General features: G+C 42.1%; 17 protein-coding genes and 1 pseudogene. 4 read left to right on the plus strand and 14 right to left on the minus strand.

The window, feature by feature from the left end; genetic code table 11:
- Positions 1-48 precede the first annotated feature (48 nt).
- A complete protein-coding gene (locus tag FFR60_RS15270; protein ID WP_137664825.1) occupies positions 49-1,077 on the plus strand; it encodes a sortase domain-containing protein in 1,029 nt (342 codons plus the stop codon).
- Positions 1,078-1,226: 149 nt separating this feature from the next.
- Here the strand turns inward: FFR60_RS15270 and FFR60_RS15275 are convergent, their stop codons facing one another.
- The 10 genes from FFR60_RS15275 to FFR60_RS15320 form a co-directional block, all read right to left on the minus strand.
- Positions 1,227-1,337 (minus strand): helix-turn-helix domain-containing protein, encoded by a 111-nt coding sequence (locus FFR60_RS15275; RefSeq protein ID WP_249355017.1) that lies wholly within the window; start codon positions 1,335-1,337, stop codon positions 1,227-1,229.
- Between the two features lie 269 nt (positions 1,338-1,606).
- Positions 1,607-1,978, minus strand: coding sequence for a type II toxin-antitoxin system PemK/MazF family toxin (locus FFR60_RS15280; protein WP_010782013.1), 372 nt, complete (start codon positions 1,976-1,978; stop codon positions 1,607-1,609).
- Positions 1,979-2,077: 99 nt separating this feature from the next.
- Complete coding sequence (gene alr / locus FFR60_RS15285; protein ID WP_137664826.1) at positions 2,078-3,205, minus strand: alanine racemase; 1,128 nt, start codon at positions 3,203-3,205, stop codon at positions 2,078-2,080.
- A 19-nt stretch (positions 3,206-3,224) separates the two neighbouring features.
- The gene (acpS, locus tag FFR60_RS15290) at positions 3,225-3,575 is read right to left on the minus strand and encodes a holo-ACP synthase (protein ID WP_088934230.1); all 351 of its coding nucleotides are present in this window, start codon (positions 3,573-3,575) and stop codon (positions 3,225-3,227) included.
- Between the two features lie 148 nt (positions 3,576-3,723).
- The gene (gene cshA, locus FFR60_RS15295; protein WP_088934229.1) at positions 3,724-5,277 is read right to left on the minus strand and encodes a degradosome RNA helicase CshA; all 1,554 of its coding nucleotides are present in this window, start codon (positions 5,275-5,277) and stop codon (positions 3,724-3,726) included.
- Between the two features lie 328 nt (positions 5,278-5,605).
- Positions 5,606-6,961 (minus strand): UDP-N-acetylmuramoyl-tripeptide--D-alanyl-D-alanine ligase, encoded by a 1,356-nt coding sequence (locus FFR60_RS15300; protein ID WP_137664827.1) that lies wholly within the window; start codon positions 6,959-6,961, stop codon positions 5,606-5,608.
- 167 nt (positions 6,962-7,128) lie between these two features.
- On the minus strand, positions 7,129-8,193 hold the full coding sequence (locus FFR60_RS15305) for a D-alanine--D-alanine ligase (RefSeq protein ID WP_088934227.1): 1,065 nt from the start codon (positions 8,191-8,193) through the stop codon (positions 7,129-7,131).
- A 100-nt stretch (positions 8,194-8,293) separates the two neighbouring features.
- Positions 8,294-8,743, minus strand: a complete 450-nt coding sequence (locus tag FFR60_RS15310; RefSeq protein ID WP_137664828.1) for a YaiI/YqxD family protein — start codon at positions 8,741-8,743, stop codon at positions 8,294-8,296.
- Positions 8,727-10,073, minus strand: a complete 1,347-nt coding sequence (locus tag FFR60_RS15315; protein WP_137664829.1) for a hypothetical protein — start codon at positions 10,071-10,073, stop codon at positions 8,727-8,729. Before FFR60_RS15315 ends, FFR60_RS15310 begins: the two co-directional genes overlap by 17 nt.
- Positions 10,074-10,091: 18 nt before the next feature.
- Positions 10,092-10,991, minus strand: a complete 900-nt coding sequence (locus tag FFR60_RS15320; RefSeq protein WP_137664830.1) for a metallophosphoesterase — start codon at positions 10,989-10,991, stop codon at positions 10,092-10,094.
- Between the two features lie 132 nt (positions 10,992-11,123).
- Between FFR60_RS15320 and FFR60_RS15325 the strand changes: the two genes are divergently transcribed.
- Together FFR60_RS15325 and FFR60_RS15330 are read left to right on the plus strand one after the other, a co-directional pair.
- Positions 11,124-11,525, plus strand: coding sequence for a hypothetical protein (locus FFR60_RS15325; protein WP_088934223.1), 402 nt, complete (start codon positions 11,124-11,126; stop codon positions 11,523-11,525).
- Positions 11,525-12,069 (plus strand): annotated as a pseudogene (locus FFR60_RS15330) (LOG family protein). Before FFR60_RS15325 ends, FFR60_RS15330 begins: the two are co-directional and overlap by 1 nt.
- A gap of 56 nt (positions 12,070-12,125) precedes the next feature.
- Here FFR60_RS15330 and gshAB read toward each other — a convergent pair.
- Positions 12,126-14,387 (minus strand): bifunctional glutamate--cysteine ligase GshA/glutathione synthetase GshB, encoded by a 2,262-nt coding sequence (gshAB, locus tag FFR60_RS15335; RefSeq protein ID WP_137664831.1) that lies wholly within the window; start codon positions 14,385-14,387, stop codon positions 12,126-12,128.
- Between the two features lie 171 nt (positions 14,388-14,558).
- Here gshAB and FFR60_RS15340 point away from each other — a divergent pair, with 171 nt between their 5' ends.
- Complete coding sequence (locus FFR60_RS15340; protein WP_088934220.1) at positions 14,559-14,759, plus strand: hypothetical protein; 201 nt, start codon at positions 14,559-14,561, stop codon at positions 14,757-14,759.
- 157 nt (positions 14,760-14,916) lie between these two features.
- On the opposite strand, the gene ftsY is transcribed toward FFR60_RS15340, so the two are convergent.
- Genes ftsY through smc form a run of 3 tightly spaced genes read right to left on the minus strand, consistent with a single transcriptional unit; the run spans position 14,917 to position 20,708 of the window.
- Positions 14,917-16,275, minus strand: a complete 1,359-nt coding sequence (gene ftsY / locus FFR60_RS15345; RefSeq protein WP_137664832.1) for a signal recognition particle-docking protein FtsY — start codon at positions 16,273-16,275, stop codon at positions 14,917-14,919.
- Positions 16,276-16,299: 24 nt separating this feature from the next.
- Entirely contained in the window at positions 16,300-17,118 is an 819-nt protein-coding gene (locus FFR60_RS15350) for a Cof-type HAD-IIB family hydrolase (RefSeq protein WP_137664833.1), read from the minus strand.
- Positions 17,118-20,708 carry a chromosome segregation protein SMC gene (smc, locus tag FFR60_RS15355; RefSeq protein WP_137664834.1) on the minus strand — a complete coding sequence of 1,197 codons (3,591 nt, stop codon included), beginning with the start codon at positions 20,706-20,708 and terminating at the stop codon, positions 17,118-17,120. Before smc ends, FFR60_RS15350 begins: the two co-directional genes overlap by 1 nt.
- Between the last annotated feature and the right edge of the window lie 16 nt (positions 20,709-20,724).

The following is a 20,724-nucleotide window of genomic DNA, read 5'->3' on the forward strand; positions in this document are numbered from 1 at the left end:
TGCTTCATCCCTTATCATTTAAGCAAATAAGAAAAAGGAGGGATTTTCTTGAAACCATCGAGAAGAAAGAAAATCATTTTTTCTGCTGTTATTGTATGTCTCCTCTTATTATTTGTCCCGATCATTTTTTCTTCTATTTCAGATGCTCAAGCTGAAAAAAAGGAAGGCTACGAGGACCATGTAAAAATCTATGGTGAAGATGTGATCACCATTACCGAAAATGATTCCTTTCATCCAAAACAGTATTACAAAGCTGTTGGTGATGACTATCAGCCGGTTCAACTGAACTACACCAACGTCAATACTAGCAAGTCCGGACGCTACTCCTTAATTTTGACTGCAAAAAATAAAAAAGACTATGACAAGCGAACAGCCCTGATCATTGTTGAAAAAGATAAACCCCACAACGTTGCCAAAGCTGAAAAGAAAACGCAGCCCAGTCAACCACCTGCCTCAACAACTCCTAAAGAAGTTCCAACAGAGCCAGCCAAAAACCCAACCATTCAAGAAGCAACTCCTTCAGCAGAAGCGCAGCAAGCGCCAATAGAAAATACCCAAGAAACCGTACCTCAACAACAACAAACCGCAAGCCCGCAAGAAGCACAGCCGACTGCTCCAGCACACACACAACCCGCAGTTGAACCTCCTGCCCCACAACAGCCCGTGCTGCAGCCAAATCAAATTTCCTTTCATGGACAGTCCATCCCTTATCAAAATGCCGGACAAGGCAGTGGGCAAGGAGTCATCAATGGCGGATCAATCGCTGCCACCTGGGGCGGAAATCCAATACAATCTGGTACGGATAATCAAAACACTCATTTCATCGGACACAATCCCGGTATTTTCTCACCAGTACTAGCGCTTGGCGGCGGGGATGCCATCACAGTTACAGACAGTGCAGGAAATGCAACAACCTATATAGTAAACGGCTTGGTCCAAGTTGACGACAGCGGCAGAGACATCGCTTCTGGTATAGACAATTGGGATCAAATTACATCTGCTGGCGGCGGCGAACGCATTACATTACAAACCTGTATTGGCGATTCCGTCAATCTGATCGTCTACGCTCAAGCATAAAAACAGGCTGACACACTTGTGTCAGCCTGTTTTACTCATTCTCCGCTCCAAAATGTAGCGGACGATATGACCGATGATCATTGTTGAGAACACCATCGCAGTAATGATCTTCACCCATACTGGAAGATAGCCTGGAGGTGCGCCGATACCTACCATTTAGAAATGGTTTGTGGCGTAACATGTAAAAATTCAGCAATTTGTTTTTGACTCATTCCTTTTCTTTGGCGAAAATATTTAAGCTGTTCACCGATCTCAACCATCGTCTTCCCCCGCTTTTCTATCCTTTATTTCTGCTTATATTATACAACGGCCAACTTCGGGTTTACTACAAATCGTCGCTAGATGATTCGTTGAACAGACAAAAATAGGACGCAACGAAACGTTGCGTCCTTAACAGCTAGCCTAATATTCTATTTTTACGCATCCGAACCAACTATGCTGGCCGATTGATAAGCTCATTTAATTCATGATCTTCCCTTCAGCCAAGAAAGCGGCAAAAAGTTGGCTTCGCAAATCAACCATGTTGACTTTATGTAAGATTCGTTGTAACGGCAGACATCGTCTCGATGCCCACACTGATTCGTAAAGCAGCATCGACTTCTGCCATCAAGCAGCGATCTAAATGACAAACCTTTTCCTTCAAACGTGATTTGTCGATCGTGCGAATCTGCTCTAATAAAATGACCGAATCTCGCTCAATTCCGGTACCATTTGATTTGATTCCAATATGTGTCGGTAATTTAGGCTTCGCCATTTTTGCCGTAATTGCAGCAATGATGATCGTTGGACTAAAATGATTGCCCAGATTATTTTGGATCACCAACACCGGGCGAATCCCTCCTTGTTCAGAACCAATAACTGGCGATAAATCCGCGAAATAGATATCACCACGTTTAACCATAATATTCTCCTTACTCTTTTTTTAGTTTATACGAGAGTTGTTCTTTGATAATTGCTGATAAAGGAGGAGCAGATGTCCTCCAAAGTTCCAAAATATTTTTTACTCTTGATAAATTCTTGGTACACGTTCCGAAAGCATACAACAAACTTCATAATGGATCGTTCCTAAATGATCCGCCACATCTTGCATCGTAATCTCTTGCCCCTTACTTCTGCCGATCAACGTGACTTTTGTCCCAACCTTAAATTCTCGCGGCAGCCGGATCATTAATTGATCCATGCAAACACGCCCAACAATTTCGCAGAACTCACCTTCAACTAATAACGAAAACCCCTGCATCTTCCGCAGCCAGCCATCCGCATAACCGATGGGGATCGTTCCAATCCATTCTTTTTCCGGTGTGTCGTAGGTTTTCCCGTAACCCACGCCTTCACCAGCTGCTAATTCCTTCACCTGAATCAATTCAGAAACTAATTCCATCGCTGGTTTTAATGGATAGCTCTCAGGCAATTCATGACCTGATGGATTCAACCCATACATGCCAACACCGTAACGAATCATATTTCCCGGCATTTCTTTATCATGCCATAAGGCCGTCGCGCTGTTGCTTGAATGGACATAACGCGGCAAATGATCTAATGCAGCAATCACTTCGTTAAAGCGATCCGCTTGCTTATGCCAATAAGTAGCATCTTTTTCATCCGCCGTAGCAAAGTGGGTAAATAGCCCCTCCCAAACCATATTCGATGAAGCTTCAATCATGTCCGCCGCTTCTTTGACTTCTTCTGGGGTCACAAAACCGATCCGCCCCATGCCAGTATCTGCTTTGATATGAATTTTTATCGGTGCCGTTGTTTCTTCTAAAACGTTCAATACTTCTTGGGCTTCGACCAACCATTCCTTTGTCGCTACCGTGATCGATAAATCATAGTCGACGACCAATGACAGGTAGCTTGGGAAGACCACACTTAATACTAAAATGGGTTCAGTGATTCCCGCTTCTCGTAATTCGATCGCTTCGTCCAATGTCGCTACACAAAAACCTGCAGCGCCGACAGACAAGGCCATTTGGGCAGTGGCGATCGCTCCATGACCATAGCCGTCTGCTTTAACTACGGCAAATAACTCGACTCCTTTCGGCAAACGCTCAATTTCGTTCTTAATGTTCTCTCTCAATGCTTTCCTATGTATGATGGCTCTTGTAGGTCGATGATAGGTTACAACCATAAACTAAGTGTCCTTCTTTCTATTCCTCCAGCAATACTTGTGCGATTGCTAGTTCCTCTGTGTGGGTTAAGCTGACAAAAACTTTTCCCTGATGAGGTGATTTTGTAAAGGCGGGTGCACCATGATCATCTCGTAAAATCTCCAAATCTTGAAAACTGACTTTTCCGATGCCGGTCCCCCAGGCTTTAGAAAAAGCTTCTTTACATGCATACCGTCCTGCTAGAAATTCTACCTGACGATGAGGAGAATGGCTAGCAAAAAGGGTCTGTTCCGCCGGAGTTAATATTCGTTCCACAAAATGCGGGCGGCGTTCAATGATTTTTGCAACTCGTTCCAGCTCGGTCGCATCGATCCCGATTCCTTTAATCATACTCTCAACCCTTTCAAGTAACATCTTTATTTTACCAAAGACTTCTTTAAATGCTACGATTTTTTTTTAATAATCCGTGCAAAGTCTTTTAAATCAAGAAAAAAGCTATCAATCAAAAAGATTGATAGCTTTGATAGTCAAACTTAACTTAGTCGTTTGTGTTCGTGCGAATCACAAATCCACGTTTTTTGTCGTTATTACGGTTCGTACTTTTATTGTTGCTGCGTTGTTTGTTGCCGCCGTAATTTTTGTTTTTATTGCTGCTGTTGCGGTCACGATCTTTACGGTAGTTGTCTTTACCACGTCCGCCGCCACGGTTGCTTCCGCCACCACGTTTACCACCGCCGCGATTGAAGCCGCCGCCTTTTTTATTTGAAGGCAATGGGCGTTCAGGAGTGATCTTCACAGGAACAGCGTCAGAAGGATCTTTTGCTGTTGTCTTTAATAATAAAGCAGCAAGTTCTTCTGGTGAATAAGTCGCTAATAATTCTTTTGCTGACTCATTGTATTTTTCCAGACTGTCGGAATTTTCTTCCATTTGACTTTGGATTTGTTCCATCGCCGCGCCTAGTTGTCCTTTGAAGGCTTCTTTTTCGGTTGGCGGACGCATTGGATTCATGCGTTTTTTCGTCAAGTTTTCGATGACATGCAAGTAACCCATTTCGTTTGGTGTAACGAATGTTACTGACATACCGCCTTTACCAGCACGACCAGTCCGACCGATACGATGAACATAGCTTTCTGGATCTTGTGGAATATCGTAGTTGTAAACATGGGTTACGCCTGAGATATCTAATCCACGGGCAGCCACGTCTGTCGCTACTAAGATATCAAGATCGCCGCGTTTAAATGAACGCAATACGCTCATCCGTTTTTGTTGTGATAAATCGCCATGGATACCCTCAGCTTTGTAGCCGCGAGCTTCTAACCCACGAGCTAATTCATCAACCCGACGTTTCGTACGTCCGAAGACAATCGCCAAATCAGGTGTTTGAACGTCAAACAAGCGCGTCATGACATCGAATTTTTCATAATCTTTTGCCCGAACATAATATTGATCGATCAAATCAGCCGTCATTTCTTTGGTTTTGATTTTCACGTGTTCAGGATCTTTCATAAATTTAACGCCAATTTTTTTGATTGCATCAGGCATCGTTGCTGAGAACAACAATGTTTGGCGTTCTGCAGGGACTTTACTGATGATTTTTTCGATATCTTCCAAGAAGCCCATGTTTAACATTTCGTCAGCTTCATCTAAGACAAGCGTTTCGACAGTTTCTAATTTCAGCGTGTGGCGATTGATGTGATCCAACATCCGTCCTGGTGTTCCTACAACGATATGCGGACGATCTTTCAAGCCGCGAATCTGACGACCAATATCAGCCCCGCCATATACAGCTTGCACACGAATTTTTTTGTCACGGCCTAAACGGAATAATTCCTCTTGCGTTTGGATCGCAAGTTCACGTGTTGGCGCGATTACTAATCCTTGTAACATTGTTTTTGTGGTATCAATTTTTGCTAGCATTGGCAATCCGAAAGCAGCCGTTTTACCTGTACCCGTTTGTGCTTGACCAATTACATCTTTTCCTTCTAGTGCTAAAGGAATAGTTTGTTCTTGGATCGGTGTTGCTTCTTCAAAACCTGCTCGTTCAACCGCAATTAATAGTTCTGGTGATAAATTTAGTTCTTTGAATTTCAAATGATATCCTCCTAATGTCTGTTGACCTTATCATTTAGAGCGTATGGTTTGGTATCAGCGCTTGGGCTGCAACTGTCCCTTTAGTTGCCGTCCTTGGCGATACTACCGAAAAACCGCTCCGCGAAGTCAGGCGGAAGGATCATCTCTCACAAAAAGTGGCTGAGACATCATTCAATCGAAAAATGCCCCAACCGCTTCTCAAAAATAATTGGTAAGCCAGCGAATCTCGCTAGCGAATCTTTAACTTCATAGATGATTCATTCAATCATACTTCATTTCTCGGCAATGGCTCATTTTAGCACATCATTTCGTTTTCTGCAAGTTTTCACTATTTCTGCAATGCTTCAACGACTTCGATCAGTCCCATACCGTTACTGCCTTTCAAAACAACGCTGTCCGTTGTTTGCAGACTCTCTTTGAGCATTTGCATCATTTGCGCCTTGTCATTCTTAGTAAAATAATGAACCGCCAATGTTGGATAGCGATCAGCTAAAGCCAGCTTCAGCCCTTTCATTTCATCGCCATATAAATAAATTTCTTGGAAATCTTTGTTGTTGATATGCTCTGCCATGCTGGCATGAAGCGAATATGAATCCGCACCTAGCTCCAGCATATCTGCCAAAACTGCCAAACGCCGGCCTTCAGTTGGTAATTTAGCAAAAGTATCTAAGACTAATCCCATCGCTGTTGGATTGGCGTTATACACATCACTCAAGATATCTGCGCCATTACTAGCCTTTAGCCATTGCGTACGATTTTGAGTGACTTGAACATAAGCCAAACCCTGGAAAATTTCTTCTGTGCTTACATCAAACCACCGGCCAATCGCCATCGCAATCAGCGCATTCTCTACATTGTAACTGCCTGGCAAGGGAATCTGGTAGCCATTGTCATCTACAGAGAAGACCGTCGCGCCTTTATCTTCGTTCAAAATAGTGGCAGACAAGTCGCCTTTTTGGATACCGAACGTTTCCACTGTTTGTGACACTGAGCTGGTGCGTTCTTCCAACAAAGGTTCATCAGCTGGAATTATCAGCAGACCATCTGATGCCAAACCTGTTGTGATCTCCATCTTAGCATCCGCGATTTTTTCCCGTGAGCCTAGATTTTCAATGTGTGCTTCACCAATGATCGTGATCGCCGCAACATCCGGTTCAGCCAGTTCTGATAAAATGCTGATTTCTCCCGCATGATCCATTCCCATTTCCAGAATCAACTTTTCCGTTCCTTCTGGCATATGCAGGATCGTGTAAGGCAGACCGATATCATTGTTATAATTGCCTTGTGTTTTATACGTCCGAAACTTTTGGCTAAGGACCGATTCAGTCATATCTTTTGTCGTGGTTTTTCCATTTGAGCCTGTAATTGCAATCACATCTGGATTTTCTTCTAATAAGTAATAGCTTGCCAACGCTTGAAACGCCAACAACGTATCCTTAACTAAAATCACTGCGATACCTGCTGGTGCAGTCGCTGGATCGTTGCTCCAAAGCGTTGCCTTCGCGCCATTTTCAATTGCTTTTGATACAAACTCATGGCCATCATTTGTTCCTTTTAACGGAACAAACAAATCGCCGGCTTGAATTTTTCGTGAATCGAATTCGACACCAGTAACGGTCACCTCATTTTCCGCCAATACTTCACCTTGAACGGCCCTGCTGATGATTGTCGTTGTAAAATTCATGGTGTTCCTCCCAAACTTTTGTTTCTGACTACAGTAAAATTCCTATAAAACTCGTCCATCTTCTGAATAATTAATCGTTCGATCAACCAGACGTTAAAAGGAACTTGAAACACGATTCAAATCGAATCATGTTTCAAGCCCTGCTCGCTTGCAAAACAGATACTCACTTATTCAAAGGCCGCCTGCTGCTCATAGCGCTTCTTACCTAATTGAATCAATTCTTCAATCAAATCACCATACTTCAAGCCCATGTTTTCCCATAATAATGGATACATACTGAATTCAGTGAAGCCAGGCATCGTATTCAATTCATTTAAGAACAATTCATTTTTGTTCGTTAAGAAAAAGTCGACTCGACTAAGCCCTGAACCACCTAGCATTGTATATGCTGATTTAGCATAGTCTCGCGCTTTTTTCATCACTTCTTCTGGGATCTCTGCTGGGATCGCCATCTGAATCGTATTGTCGATATACTTTGCGTTATAGTCATAAAACGCGACCTCTTTTACGACCTCACCTGGTAAAGTCGTACGCACGTCAGCGTTTCCTAAAACGGCAACTTCGATCTCACGCGCATCAATGCCTTGTTCAACTAAGGCGCGAGAATCGTAACGGTAAGCTTCTTGAAGAGCATTTTGCAATTCTTCTCGATTTTCTGCTCGTGTGATGCCGACACTTGAGCCCATATTCGCTGGTTTGATAAACATCGGATACAAAAGCGTTCCTTCACATTTATCAAAGATTTGTTTTGGATTTTCTTTCCATTGGTTTTTCAAGACCGGAACATACGGAACTTGTGGAATACCGGCTGCTTGCAGGATATATTTTGTCATGATTTTATCCATCGCACAAGCGCTAGTCATTACTCCTGCACCAATATAAGGCATATCTAAGGTTTCTAAGAAGCCTTGGATTGTTCCATCTTCTCCATTTGGTCCATGTAAGACTGGAAAGACGATTGCATTGTCTTCTTTGATATCACCAGGGGAAATTACCCTGCCACTAAAGCCTTCAACTACATTACCAGTTGGGTCCCAAGTTAAGCGCAGTGCTTCGTCTGTTTCTGGTGCTTCCGTCAACAATGGACCTTTGACCCATTGGCCGGTTTTATCAATGTAAATAAGTTGTACTTGATAATAATCAAAATATACCGCAGAAATAACTGAAAAAGCCGATAAAATAGCTACATCATGTTCTGGGCTTTTCCCACCATAAAGTAAAATAATTTTCAACTGCGTGTCCTCCATTACTTTCTGATCCCTAACATTTTAGCACAAAAATCAAAATCCCCAAAAAGAAATTTTACAAGTATTACAATGCTTATCATTTATATTACATTAAAGACTGTTGAATCAAGCTTTCCAGCACATCCTTAAAATGTGTTCGATCTTCATTTGTAAAAGGCTTGGGCCCTTTCGTGCGTTGTTTTGCTTGGCGCATCTTACTACCGATAAATCGTTGTGTCAACAAGGAATCAATGTTCATTTGCGTGTACTCCATACCCGTTTGATGCAGAACATGGGCTGCTTTTGCCAATGTTAAAGAGGCCAATCCATAATCTTGTGTGATCAAAATATCCTCTGGCTGAATAACCGAAACAATCTTGAAATCGGCAGAATCTGCTCCACGATCAACGTAGATAAATTCGACAAAAGCTGGATATTCTTTTTTTGAATAATGATCGATACTCGTTACGATCACCACCGGCAGCGAATATTCTTCGGCAACTGTAATCGTTACATCTTTTACTGGCGAACCATCGCCGTCAATGATCAAATGCATATTTTCCTACCCTTCCAATCAACCAAAGTCCAATTAATAAAAGAATGATCGAGATGAATTTAACTACGTCCATTGTTGCAAGGATTTCCGGTGTATGCAAGCTGCGCAATAAAAAAATATCTTTGACCGGCAAATTTTTCAACTGCAAAGTGACAAGCATCAAGAACATCAAAATAAATTGATGGGTAATGCTGCCTTTATTCGACGTCGAGTATTTCGCAGTAAGACGTTGTTGCGCTTCAATAGTGTCTGTCTGATAGTACAGACGATTCAACCATGCGCTTGTTCCCTTTTGGAAAAAGGTTAAAATAAAAATCGCAACTGGAAATAAGGGGCGCACACTTAATAATAATAACCCTGCGGCTAAACCCACAAGTTGAACAAGCAACTCATTTTTGAAAGCTTGTCGAACCTTTCCAGCTAAAACCAGCGAACTGATGACTCCTAAAAGATAAGGTAAAAATAGATAGGTTCCTTGAGAAGCAGCCCCTTTATAAACGGCTACATAAAAAGCGCCAAAAAGAAAAATAAAATTTCCCAGCATTCCATTAAGGAAGGTTAGGGCATTTTGCCAAAGCGGAAGCTTCCAGCGATTCTTTACTTGGTTAACCACAACGATGGCGGCCATAAAAATACCGGCAAACAGAATGATCGCATTATTCAGCATCGATTCACTAAACAACAATCGGCCGCTGCGCAATAAAAAGAGCGCAATAAAAAATAAAACGAACCAAACCAATTCTGAAAGCGAGAAGACATGCTTCGTTAATTCCTTAAAATCCATCTCATAATGCGGATAATGTTTCACTGTGTGATACGCACATACAAAATAAAGTGTAACGATACTTGGCACAATCACTGCTTGAACAGGAAATGTGAGCGTGGTTCCCAAAAATAGCGGCAATAAAACGATCAGCGCGACTAAATAGCGGCGACTGCTCATTGTTTGAAAGCCCTTGGACTTTTCAAAAAAATTCACACTTGTATTTGCCGGCGGCAGCCAAGCGGCACTTAATCCTAAAAAGATACTGCCAAATAAATAGAATGTAAAATGTAATGCTCCGATCAAGGTCAAAAATGCCCCAATACCGCCAGCTAAGAGCGAGACCATCAATAAAGTATATTGATCAATGGAGCGATACAGTCCACGAATCAAAAAAATTCCCGTTACTCGAAATGTATAAAATAGAACAAAGGGCAATACCGTAACAGACAGCCGCGAATCAATCAGATGCATAAATAGTAAATACGGGATAACGATCATCGTATTCGCTAAAACAAACGGTGTCGTCTGAGTAAACTGTCGTAAAAATCTTTTAATTGCTTCCATCCCAAAATTATCCTTCCACTAATATGAAATCAAGGTCATCGCCTGCCGAAATTCTTCCAGCAAGTGCTCCTCTTTATAAGCAGCGAATTCCGCTTGGTGTTTATTTAATAAACTGCGCATCTTCATCGGTATAAAAACTTCCGCTAATTGATTCTCTAAAACAAAATTCCGCGTAATTCTCCATTCATAATAATAGCCTAATGGCCGACAACTATAAATCGTATCGTGGATCGTTTGATCGTCAAATCGTCGATGGGTATGACCAAACACCACCTGCTTCACGTTTGAATAGTGGTCCAATAATTCACCTAACGCCTGCGAACCTAAAAAAGCGTTCAATTTATTCCAAATTTGATATTTCCCATTTAAATGAACGATGAATTCTTCTTTTGGTACAAAATGGGTTGCCAAAATCACTTGATAATTTTTTTGCGCCAAATCATCCAGTACATTGCGCAACTGCTGCAAAATTTCTTGATTGACTGTCTGATCGTCAGAAAAACGGTCGATGATACGATCAAACCAATAGATATTTTTAATTGAACGATTTTGCTGCGGGTCCTTTATCTCAGAAAAGCTGTAATCATACCAGCCATTGAAGCCTAATAATACAGTCTCATGGTTAAGCGGCACATAGCGCAGGTTTAAGAAATGGCTGTCGGGATAGTGTTCAATCATCTGCTCCCCTTTAACGTTCCCCATCTCATGATTTCCTAAATTGAAGGTCGTCGGTATGCCGCGCTTGCGAAAAAACTGATTAACAGCCATCGTCTGATCAATCTTATTGGCCGTATCACCAGCAAAATGCAGACGTGTCACCTCTTGCTCGCGTAACAGCGCAAAAAGTTTAGTCAATTCATGGTCATCGAAATGATTGATATCTGCATGCAGATCCGTAATCACAGCTAATTTTCCCATCTCGCCGCCTCCTTCCCGTCTACTTTACACAAATCACTGCAATAATGCGAGTCAAAAGCTGAATCTGTCCGCAGGATTTTTTTCGTCTGTGCTATACTTATTTTAAAGAAAATATTTAAGGAGGAGATCCTAATGGCTACTTATAAGAACCTTCAAACCGATTTATTGCAAGCGCTTGATTTACACGTTGATATTTTGAAAGAAGTCAATGACATCAAAGCAGAAGAAATTCCTGCATTTTTATTTATGATGCGCAGCCTTGGCTTCATGTTAGACCGTGCCGCTTTAGTTTTAGCCAGTGGTGATGACGAGGAAATGTACTACATGATGTTCCAATATTATAGTTTATTGAAGGAATTAAAATTGAATCTGGCGATGAACTATCCTTATGCCAAGCTGCAAGATGAACCCTTAATTGATACAGTTAACAGATTTCCTGACACTTACGAAGAAGAAATGAAGATTTGGTGGGAAGAAAAAACTGGTTTAACGGTTGAATCAACGAAGCAAACGCTCGACTTGGAAGAAAACTGATGCGGATCGCTGTTTATTGCGGGGCTCACTTAGGTTCCGATCCAGCCTATCAAGAAGCCGCAAAAAAACTAGGCGATTGGATCGTCGAGAATAACCACGAGCTCGTCTATGGCGGCAGCAAGCTTGGCTTGATGGGCGCAGTCGCAAATAGTGTCTTGGATAAAGGCGGTACGGTGACTGGAATCATGCCTAATTTTTACAAGACCGCGAGCGCATCCATACTGGCTTGACTCATCTGATCACTGTGAATGATTTGGATGAACGCAAAAAAGCCATGATGCAGCACGCAGATGTCTGCTTGGCCTTACCCGGCGGGATTGGAACATTAGAAGAAATCAGTGAGGCTTATTCATGGGCACGTGTCGGACAAAATAATACTCCCTGCATCTTCTTTGATGTGAACAATTATTATGCTCCGTTACAAATATTTTTTGATCAGATGGTGGAGCAAAATTTTTTATCCCATGAAGATCGTCAGCTGGTTTTGTTTTCCGACTCACTCTTGGAAATCGATACATTTATTCAAAACTATTACCAAAAATGACCCACGCTAATTAGGAGACTTTTTCAGCAGCCTCCTAATTTGCGCGGGTCGTTTTTTTAGATATTCATTTCAGGATATAAGAAACGCAGCACATCCAGAGTCAAGCGGCGGCTCTTACCAATATAAGGATAGATATGCATATGCATCATTGGGTTGAAGTTTGCTTCGATGATCCCGTAGTCTTCATGTGTTTCATAGGGTTTATCTTTATCTGGGATGATCAAATCAATGCCGCTGATGCTGGCTCCTAGCACTTCGACTGCATCGATCGCTAATTGCTTATAACTTTCGTGAATCTCTTCTGTGACATCAATAGAATCTCCGCCAGTCGAAACATTAGAATTTTCTCGCAGAAAGACTTGCTGGCCCTTTTCAGGAACACTATCGATTCGCAAGCCTTGTTCTTTTAACATCAATTGCTCTAAATCCCCTAACTGGATTTTCTCCAGCGGTGAGCGATGATTCGTTCCCCGTAAAGGATTCGCATTCTTTTCGGCTACCAATTCTTCAATTGTTCGTTCGCCATCACCTATAACATTGGCCGGTGTTCGCAACAAGACCGCCTTGACTTGATGGTCGATGACGAAAAAGCGATATTCCGTCCCCGGTAAAAACTCTTCAATAATAACCTCATCATCTTCTGCAAAGGCTATCGCCAATCCCGCATTGAAATCAGTTATTGATGTCTCACCTTTAAAGATTGTGATACCCAAACCATAATTCGTCGATTTCGGCTTGATCACAAAAGCTTTTTGAGCAAATCGCGGATAAGCCTTTTTGGCTTCCTCCATCGTTCCAAACGTTTCGCCGTCTGGTACACGAAATCCTGCTCGAGCCAACACGATTTTAGTCACTGTTTTATTGGCCATCAATAAGGGCGCAATATACGTATCTTTGCTGGTCATATTCCCATTCTTCACTAATTCCTGATGGTCGTTATGCTGCAGCTTCACGAACTGATCTTGACGATCCAAGACTTCGGTCTCGATCCCTTTTTGAATCGCATCAAATAAGAGATTTTGCGTAGACAGCTCCATCTCTTGGAAGCCAGCCAATTGATAGGGATAAGCCCAAGCTTGGTCGTAAAACTTCCGACCCAGTTTTGTTGCTACTGCGGCTTGTCCTTCTGCTTCATCTAAAGCTAAGATTCTAGCCGCTAAAGTTTCTTCTGGATGTTCCAGCCAACCTTGATATTTTTTAAGCAGGTCAGCACCGTCTAGTTCTAAATCATCAACCATTTGCAGCATTTCTGCAAAAATCGCTTGCCCTTCTGCTAAATGAGCCGTTGGTTCAGCTGGATGCTCTAACGAAACCTCATCACTAATGCGATTTCCTTCTGCTACCCATTCATCAGCTGATAATTTTTCGTCCGTCCATAACAAATAAAGCATGAACAAATGAATAAACTCGATTTCTTCTGCATCAATACCAACACGGTCAAAAGGATTCAGGTCAATATTTCGCAATTCTACATAACGGATTCCGGTGTGGAAAAGATCTGCGACCTTTTTCCCGCCGCGCATCCGAATCGGCGCATAAAATTCTTTTTCCTCTGATAATCTGCCTTGCGCCACGTTTTCAGCTAAATCCTCACTGTAGCGAGTCAGGGTTTCGTAAGACACTTGGACATCAGGCTTATTTACATATCCGTAATGACTAGTACGAATACTCCGGACTGGTTCATTTGGACGATCTGCGCTATCAAAGTAACGATCCTCACTTAACGGGCTAGCCCCGAATAAATACGTTAACAACCAGCGATAACGTAAAAAGTTGCGCGCAATTTTCATGTATAAACGAGTCTTGAAGTCTTCCATAGAAGTTTCTTCCGTTTGTGTCATAAACAATTGTTTGACTAAGTCTAAGCCATATTCAAAATTAAAATGGATGCCGCTGACCATTTGTTTTCGTTTGCCATACTCCCGTGCCAAATAACGCCGATACAAAACATCCGCATGACGTTCCAGCTTCGCGATCTGAATATCTTCCTCTTTTTCAGGAAGCAGCGGCGGCATGGAGAACGGCCACATCATTTCATCTTTTGACATACTTCGTTGTGCGACATCATGGATCGCCTCTAAATAGGCCAACACTTCATCGACTGATTCAGTGACCGGGGTGATCAATTCTAATTGCGTTTCAGAAAAATCTGTTTGGATATAAGGATGAAAATTCCGATTCCCCACAAGAGCCGGGTGGTCGGTCTGAACGAGATCACCATCTAGTGTAACTCGTTGACTTTCTTTTTCGATCCCATAACGTGCTTGCAACAAAAAAGGTTTAACCTTTTCTTGTGCCATCATTTTTTTTGTATTCATTTGTCCATAGCCCTCCCAGCTACATTATATAGAAGAACAACCAGAAACAGAACGGAAATGCTTAAAAAAGGAATAGCGTTTTTAATGATAATATGATTAAATAATGATAACAACATTTTTAATCTAAATGTAACTTTAGATCACTTTAAAAAAAGAATGGAGGCCTCGCCTATGCAGGAAAAAAATCATTCAATAAAGAACGACACAGCTCATTTATATCAAGAAACTGAAAAAGAGTTGGTAATGCTGCGGCCGCATCGCCAACACCAATTTCATTGCGACGAGGTTCACCGAATAATGGATGCCAATGCTCGGCAAAACAATGTCAGCCTGCACGTTCCCCCTTATTTTCAAAATACACAAAGAGACTGATAAGTAAAATGACTGAGCAAGTCCATATTTTTTTATTCATTTTTACAAAAAACATTAAATAGCCGAACGACTTTATACTACCATTATTGATAGTTACAAAGTCGTTCGGCTTTCATTTTCTGCTCAATTGCTTAAAGGACCTTTTGATTAGTCTCTTTTACTCTTCCTGCAATAAACCTTTGAATAATCCTACTGCGAAATCATTTGGATCAAACGCTTCAAGGTCATTCAGTCCTTCACCTAAACCAACAAGTTTTACTGGCAGGTGCAGCTCATTGCGAATCGCCAGCACGATCCCGCCTTTTGCGGTACCATCTAGCTTAGTTAAGACTAGGCCTGTGACGTCCGTCGTTTCCTTAAACTGACGCGCTTGTACTAAAGCATTTTGTCCCGTTGTGGCATCAACAACTAACAATACTTCATGCGGTGCAGTTGGAAACTCGCGTTGGATGACCCGTTTGATTTTTTCCAGCTCATTCATCAAGTTAACTTTATTTTGCAAACGTCCTGCCGTATCAATCAGCAAGATATCATAGTTTTCCTTTTTAGCTTTATCCACCGCATCGAAAACTACGGCCGCCGGATCACCGCCTGCATTGCCGCGAACTACTTCCACGCCAGAGCGTTGTCCCCAAACCACTAACTGATCGATTGCCCCCGCTCGGAAAGTATCGGCAGCAGCTAGTAAAACTTTTTTGCCTTCGTTTTTATATTGATTGGCTAATTTCCCAATGCTGGTAGTTTTCCCGGTTCCATTAACACCGACAAATAAAATCACACTCAATCCGTCAGTTTGCAGATTGATCTTATTATTTTCATTAATGCCTTCTGCTTCATAGATTTCTACCAGCTTTTCAATGATAACGTTTTGAATCTGAGCCGGTTTCTTCACATTTTTCAGTTTGACTTCTTGGCGCAAAGACTCCGTCAATTTGATTGCAGTATCAAAACCGACATCGGCTCCGATTAATGTTTCTTCCAGATCCTCGAAGAAATCTTCATCCACTCGACGGAAACGAGCAAATAATTCATTCATCCGTTCGCCAAAGGATTTACGTGTCTTTTCGAGACCCTTGTCATATTTTTCCTGAACCGTTTCTTCCGTCTCAGCTGCTTCTTCTGCTGGCTCAAGGATTTCCGGCTCCGGTTCAACTTCTGTCGGTGTTTCAACAACTTCGCTTTCTAACTGTTCGTCATTGACTTCCACCTGTTCAACTGGTGTTTCTTCACTAGTTTCTGCCAAGTCATCAGACGGTTCGTCTGTTTCATGTGCGGGTACTTCTTCTGCCGGACTATCTAGTGTCTCAGCAGTTTGCTCAAGCGATTCTTCAATCACTTCAGCGCTTTTTTCATCCACTTCGTCAGCTGCGTCTTCACTAACTGATGTTTCCGTTGGATCTTCTGTGTCTGTATCAGCATCAGAGAGGTCTTTATCTTCAACGATTTCTTCTTGCTTTTCAGCTTCTTCGTTTTGTTCACCGGTAAAGGCCTTTTTTATGCGGTCAAATAATCCCATTTAAAATCCCCCCTTATTTCAGTTTTAATCATTCAAATCATCGAATACAAATTTTTGGATAGCATGTGCAACACCATCGGCCTGATTGGTTCTGGTCACAAAATTGGCAGCCGATTTAACGCCGTCAGTGGCATTTTCCATTGCTACACCCATTCCAGCATAATTGATCATTGATAAATCATTCGCTTCATCACCTAGTGCCATCATTTCATTAGCAGTAATCCCAAGATGTTCCCCTAAAACCGAAAGTCCAAAGGCTTTTGTCACACCCTTCGGCATAAACTCCAATAGATTTGGCCGAGTCTTGAAAATCTCAAACCGATCATATTCTTCAGCTGGAATCAATGGAATCTTCTGATCCAAATAATCAGCATCAATGGCTGCAACTACTTTATTGTATAATGTATCTTCTTTCAATGCTTCCAAGGTTTTCGGAACATAAGTCAACGCCTTGTTTAACGTTGGATAGATGGAAGGATGCTCTGCTGCTGTTTCAAATTGGAAACATAGCGCGTCTGATAAAACGTCCATCGGCAAGTCAATTGCTGCTAATAGCTGATGGATATGTTTTACCTCTTCCAACTCCATCGCTGTTTTACCTAAAATTTCGCCCGTATTCGTTTGAATCAAGCCGCCATTGAAGGTGATCGAATAATCATCCGCATCCAGCAAATTCAGCTCAGCTAAATAATCTTTGATCGCAATCAAAGGGCGCCCTGTGCAGATCACGATTTTGACTCCTCGTGCCTTTGCTTCCGCCAGTATTTTTTTATTAGTATCGGAAATCGTTTTGGCATCTGTCAGCAGTGTGCCGTCTAAATCAATTGCCACTAATTTTATCATTACAGAGGTTTCCCTTCCTTCACTTGAAATTTTCCGTCTTCTTTTACTTCTTCAAGACGGACTGAGATAATTTTTGACACACCAGATTCTTGCATCGTTACACCATAGAGTACATCTGCTGCTTCCATCGTACCTTTACGGTGAGTAACTACAATGAATTGCGTATCATCTTGGAAAGCACTTAAATAACGACCAAAACGCGAAACATTTGCCTCATCCAGAGCAGCTTCAACTTCATCTAAGACGCAAAAAGGTACTGGACGGACTTGGATAATCGAGAACAATAAGGCGATCGCTGTTAATGCGCGTTCTCCACCAGAAAGCAGTGACAAACTTTGCAATTTTTTCCCTGGCGGTTGTGCTTCGATCTCGATCCCTGTATTTAATAAATCATCAGGATTCGTTAACACTAATTCTGCTCTACCGCCGCCAAACATATTGGGAAAGACAACATTGAATTTTTCTCGAATGGCTTCGAAAGTTGTATAGAAACGAGTTTTGACTTCATCATCCATCTCATCCATCGTTTCAAACAACTGATCCTTAGCCGACAACAAGTCATCTCGTTGTGTAGTAAGAAAGTCGTAGCGTTCTTCGACTTGCTGATATTGCTCGATTGCATTTAGATTCACTGGACCTAACTTTTCAATCGCCTGTTTCAAACGGCTTACTTCGTTTTGTGCAGACTGCTGATCGATATCAGGGTCTGCCTGTGCTTCGGCCCCTTCAAAGGTCAAGCTGTATTCCTCTTGCAAGTAAGTCAAGGCATTGTCCAATTTTAACTCATAACGATTTTTTTGAACATCTGCTTGCGATTGTCGTGCTAATAATTGTTTTTGCTCGCGATTGGCTTCGGTCAAAGCACTATCTGATTGATCAACTTGCTTTTGCAAGCTTTGCCGCGTTTCTTTCCATATGTTTAATTGCTCTTGTAAGTGTTCACGCGCAGTAGCTAATTCTGTCAATCGTTGATTTAGACTCTCTTCTGATTCTTCATGATCTGATGAATCGCTAGAAAGTGCTAATATTTGATTCTCCAGACTCGTAATCTGACAAGTTAGCTCATTGATTTGCTCTTCAAAGCTCAATGCTTGTCGTTCCAAATACAGCAGGCGTTCATCTAATACAGCATAATCCGCTTGTAATCGACTGAGTTCAGCACTGATACTAGCACGCTTTTCTTCCAGCTGATCACTTTCTTCATTCAACTGTTGAATCTCTTGATTGATTTTCTCTTGCTGTGTCTTTAATTCGACCTGCTGAAATTCTAATGTATCCTTTTGTGTTTGATAATCTTTTAAAAAGCTCTCTAGTTCCTTTGCTTCATAAGAGAACAACGTTTGTTCTTTTTGCAAACGGGTTAACTCCGTGCTGACACGTTCTTCACCGCTTTGTGCTTCTTGATATGCTAGGCGTGTCTGCTCACCTTGTGTACGCAAGGTTTCCAGCGTCTCCGTTTGTTCTGCCACTTTCGTTTGCAGCTCACGGACAAACTTTTCCTTTGCCTGCAATGCCTGATTGATCTCTTCGTAACGTTTGGTCCACTCGGCTAATTCATGTCCTTGGTTAAATAAATTCCCGCGATTTCCTTGCTTCATGGCACCACCGGTCATTGAACCGCCGGCGTTCATGACATCACCATCTAAAGAAACTACACGAACTTGATATCGTAATAGGCGGGCAAGCTGATTGGCACTGTTTAGATCTTTAGCGATCACGATTGCCCCTAATAGATTCTGCATAACTGGAGCAACATTTTCTTGAAATGCCACTAATTCACTGGCAATCCCTAAAAAGCCTTCCTCGTCTTTGATTGCCTGATACTGATGAGCACCTAAACTACGCGGCTTGATCGTCGTTAAAGGCAAGAAAGTGCCCCGACCGCTGCGTTGCTTTTTCAGGAAAGTAATTCCTTGCCGTGCGTCTTTTTCATTTTCTACAATAATATGCTGAGCCGCTGCTCCTAAAGCAGTCTCGATCGCCAACGTATATTCCTTCGGCACTTGAATAAGCTCTGCTACTGCACCAACGATTCCGCTCAATTGTTCTTTGTGTTGTAAGACGCTGCGGACCCCTTGATAGAAGCCGCTGTAATTCTCTTGGATATCTTGAAGACTTTTTTGTCGCGCCCGAGCTTGCTGAACCTGATTCATCAAGTCGTACATCAGCTGCTGTTCTTTTTGCAATTGCTGTTGCGCAGCATTTTTTTCTGCTGCTAAGCGGCGATAGTCTTCTTGTTCTTCTGTCAGCTGTACTTCTAAGCTTTGGCTCTTGGTTTTAGCCGCTGTTTGTTGTGCCGTCAAATCTTCTAGCTGCTCGCGCAAAGCTTCAAAACGTGTCATACTTTGCTGGTTTTTAGCCGTTTCTTGTGTATATTGGCGTTCTAAATATTTCAGCTCGTTGCTGACATTCGCTGCTTCTTGCATCAGTTCAACGTAAGTGCCGCGCAGATCTTCCAACAGTTCTTTTGGCGACTTTTTATATTTCTCTGATTCCGCTGTTAACTGTCGGATCTTTTCTTCCAATGCAATTTTTTCAGCTTGTTTATCAGCCTGTTGTGTTTGGACATCCTGCAAGTTTAATTGAGCCTCAGCCCTTTTCTTACGCTGATCAGTCAATGTTGTTTGATATTCCGCACTGGTCTTTTGAGTATTTTTTGAGCGTTCACTCAATAATTCCTTCTGACCTTCCGCTTGCTTCAACGCTTCTGACAAATGCAATAATTGCTGCTGACCCGTTTCCAACTGCTCATCCAACGACCCGCGTTTTTCGCGCAGTACGCCTAATTGCATTTCTGTTTCTTGAATAAAGCGGCCCTTTTCTTCAACTGTTTTGGACAATTCATCAAAATCGGTCTTCGCTGATTGCCAAGAATCCCGAGTTTGCTTGATTTTAGCCACAGTCAAACTAACATCGGTTACCGTTAATTCTTTTTTGAGCGCCAAAAACTCCTTGGCCGCTTCACTTTGAGCAGCTAAAGGAGTCAGCTGATCTTCTAATTCATAAATAATATCTTGAACCCGACTAAGATTATCCTCTGTCTCGAAAAGTTTCTGTTCCGCCTTGCGCTTGCGCTGCTTATATTTCAAAACACCCGCGGCTTCTTCAAAAATCCCTCGTCGATCTTCCGGTTTGCTGGCAAAAATCGCCTCGACTTTCCCTTGAGAAATAATCGAGAAAGATTCTTTGCCTAAACCAGAATCCATGAATAGATCTTGGATATCCTTCAATCGACAAGCTTTTTTGTTAATGAAAAAGTCACTCTCTCCTGTTCGGCGATAGCGTCTCGTCACACTGACTTCACTAAAACCTAATGGCAAATAATTATCAGTGTTGTCTAATACCACTGTTACTTCCGCGATATTCAACTGCTTCCGTGAGTCCGAACCAGCAAAAATAATATCTGGCATCTTACCGCCGCGCAAACTTTTCGCAGACTGCTCCCCTAGAACCCAGCGAATTGCTTCGGTGATATTGCTTTTGCCGCTGCCGTTGGGACCAATAACCGCTGTCACGCCTTGTTCAAATTCAATTTTAGTTCGATCGGCAAAGGATTTAAAGCCAGCGATTTCAATTCGTTTTAAATACAAAATGTTCCTCCTAAAA

The organism is Enterococcus hulanensis, from assembly GCF_005405485.1.
In the GTDB taxonomy this organism is placed as follows: domain Bacteria; phylum Bacillota; class Bacilli; order Lactobacillales; family Enterococcaceae; genus Enterococcus_A; species Enterococcus_A hulanensis.

Coding starts and splice junctions, on each gene's coding strand:
- FFR60_RS15275 (WP_249355017.1), bottom strand. CDS start 1,337: ATGGTTGAGATCGGTGAACAGCTTAAATATTTTCGCCAAAGAAAAGGA.
- FFR60_RS15280 (WP_010782013.1), bottom strand. CDS start 1,978: ATGGTTAAACGTGGTGATATCTATTTCGCGGATTTATCGCCAGTTATT.
- alr (WP_137664826.1), bottom strand. CDS start 3,205: ATGGTTGTAACCTATCATCGACCTACAAGAGCCATCATACATAGGAAA.
- acpS (WP_088934230.1), bottom strand. CDS start 3,575: ATGATTAAAGGAATCGGGATCGATGCGACCGAGCTGGAACGAGTTGCA.
- FFR60_RS15300 (WP_137664827.1), bottom strand. CDS start 6,961: ATGAATTTTACAACGACAATCATCAGCAGGGCCGTTCAAGGTGAAGTA.
- FFR60_RS15310 (WP_137664828.1), bottom strand. CDS start 8,743: ATGCATTTGATCATTGACGGCGATGGTTCGCCAGTAAAAGATGTAACG.
- FFR60_RS15315 (WP_137664829.1), bottom strand. CDS start 10,073: ATGGAAGCAATTAAAAGATTTTTACGACAGTTTACTCAGACGACACCG.
- FFR60_RS15320 (WP_137664830.1), bottom strand. CDS start 10,991: ATGGGAAAATTAGCTGTGATTACGGATCTGCATGCAGATATCAATCAT.
- FFR60_RS15325 (WP_088934223.1), top strand. CDS start 11,124: ATGGCTACTTATAAGAACCTTCAAACCGATTTATTGCAAGCGCTTGAT.
- gshAB (WP_137664831.1), bottom strand. CDS start 14,387: ATGAATACAAAAAAAATGATGGCACAAGAAAAGGTTAAACCTTTTTTG.
- FFR60_RS15340 (WP_088934220.1), top strand. CDS start 14,559: ATGCAGGAAAAAAATCATTCAATAAAGAACGACACAGCTCATTTATAT.
- ftsY (WP_137664832.1), bottom strand. CDS start 16,275: ATGGGATTATTTGACCGCATAAAAAAGGCCTTTACCGGTGAACAAAAC.
- FFR60_RS15350 (WP_137664833.1), bottom strand. CDS start 17,118: ATGATAAAATTAGTGGCAATTGATTTAGACGGCACACTGCTGACAGAT.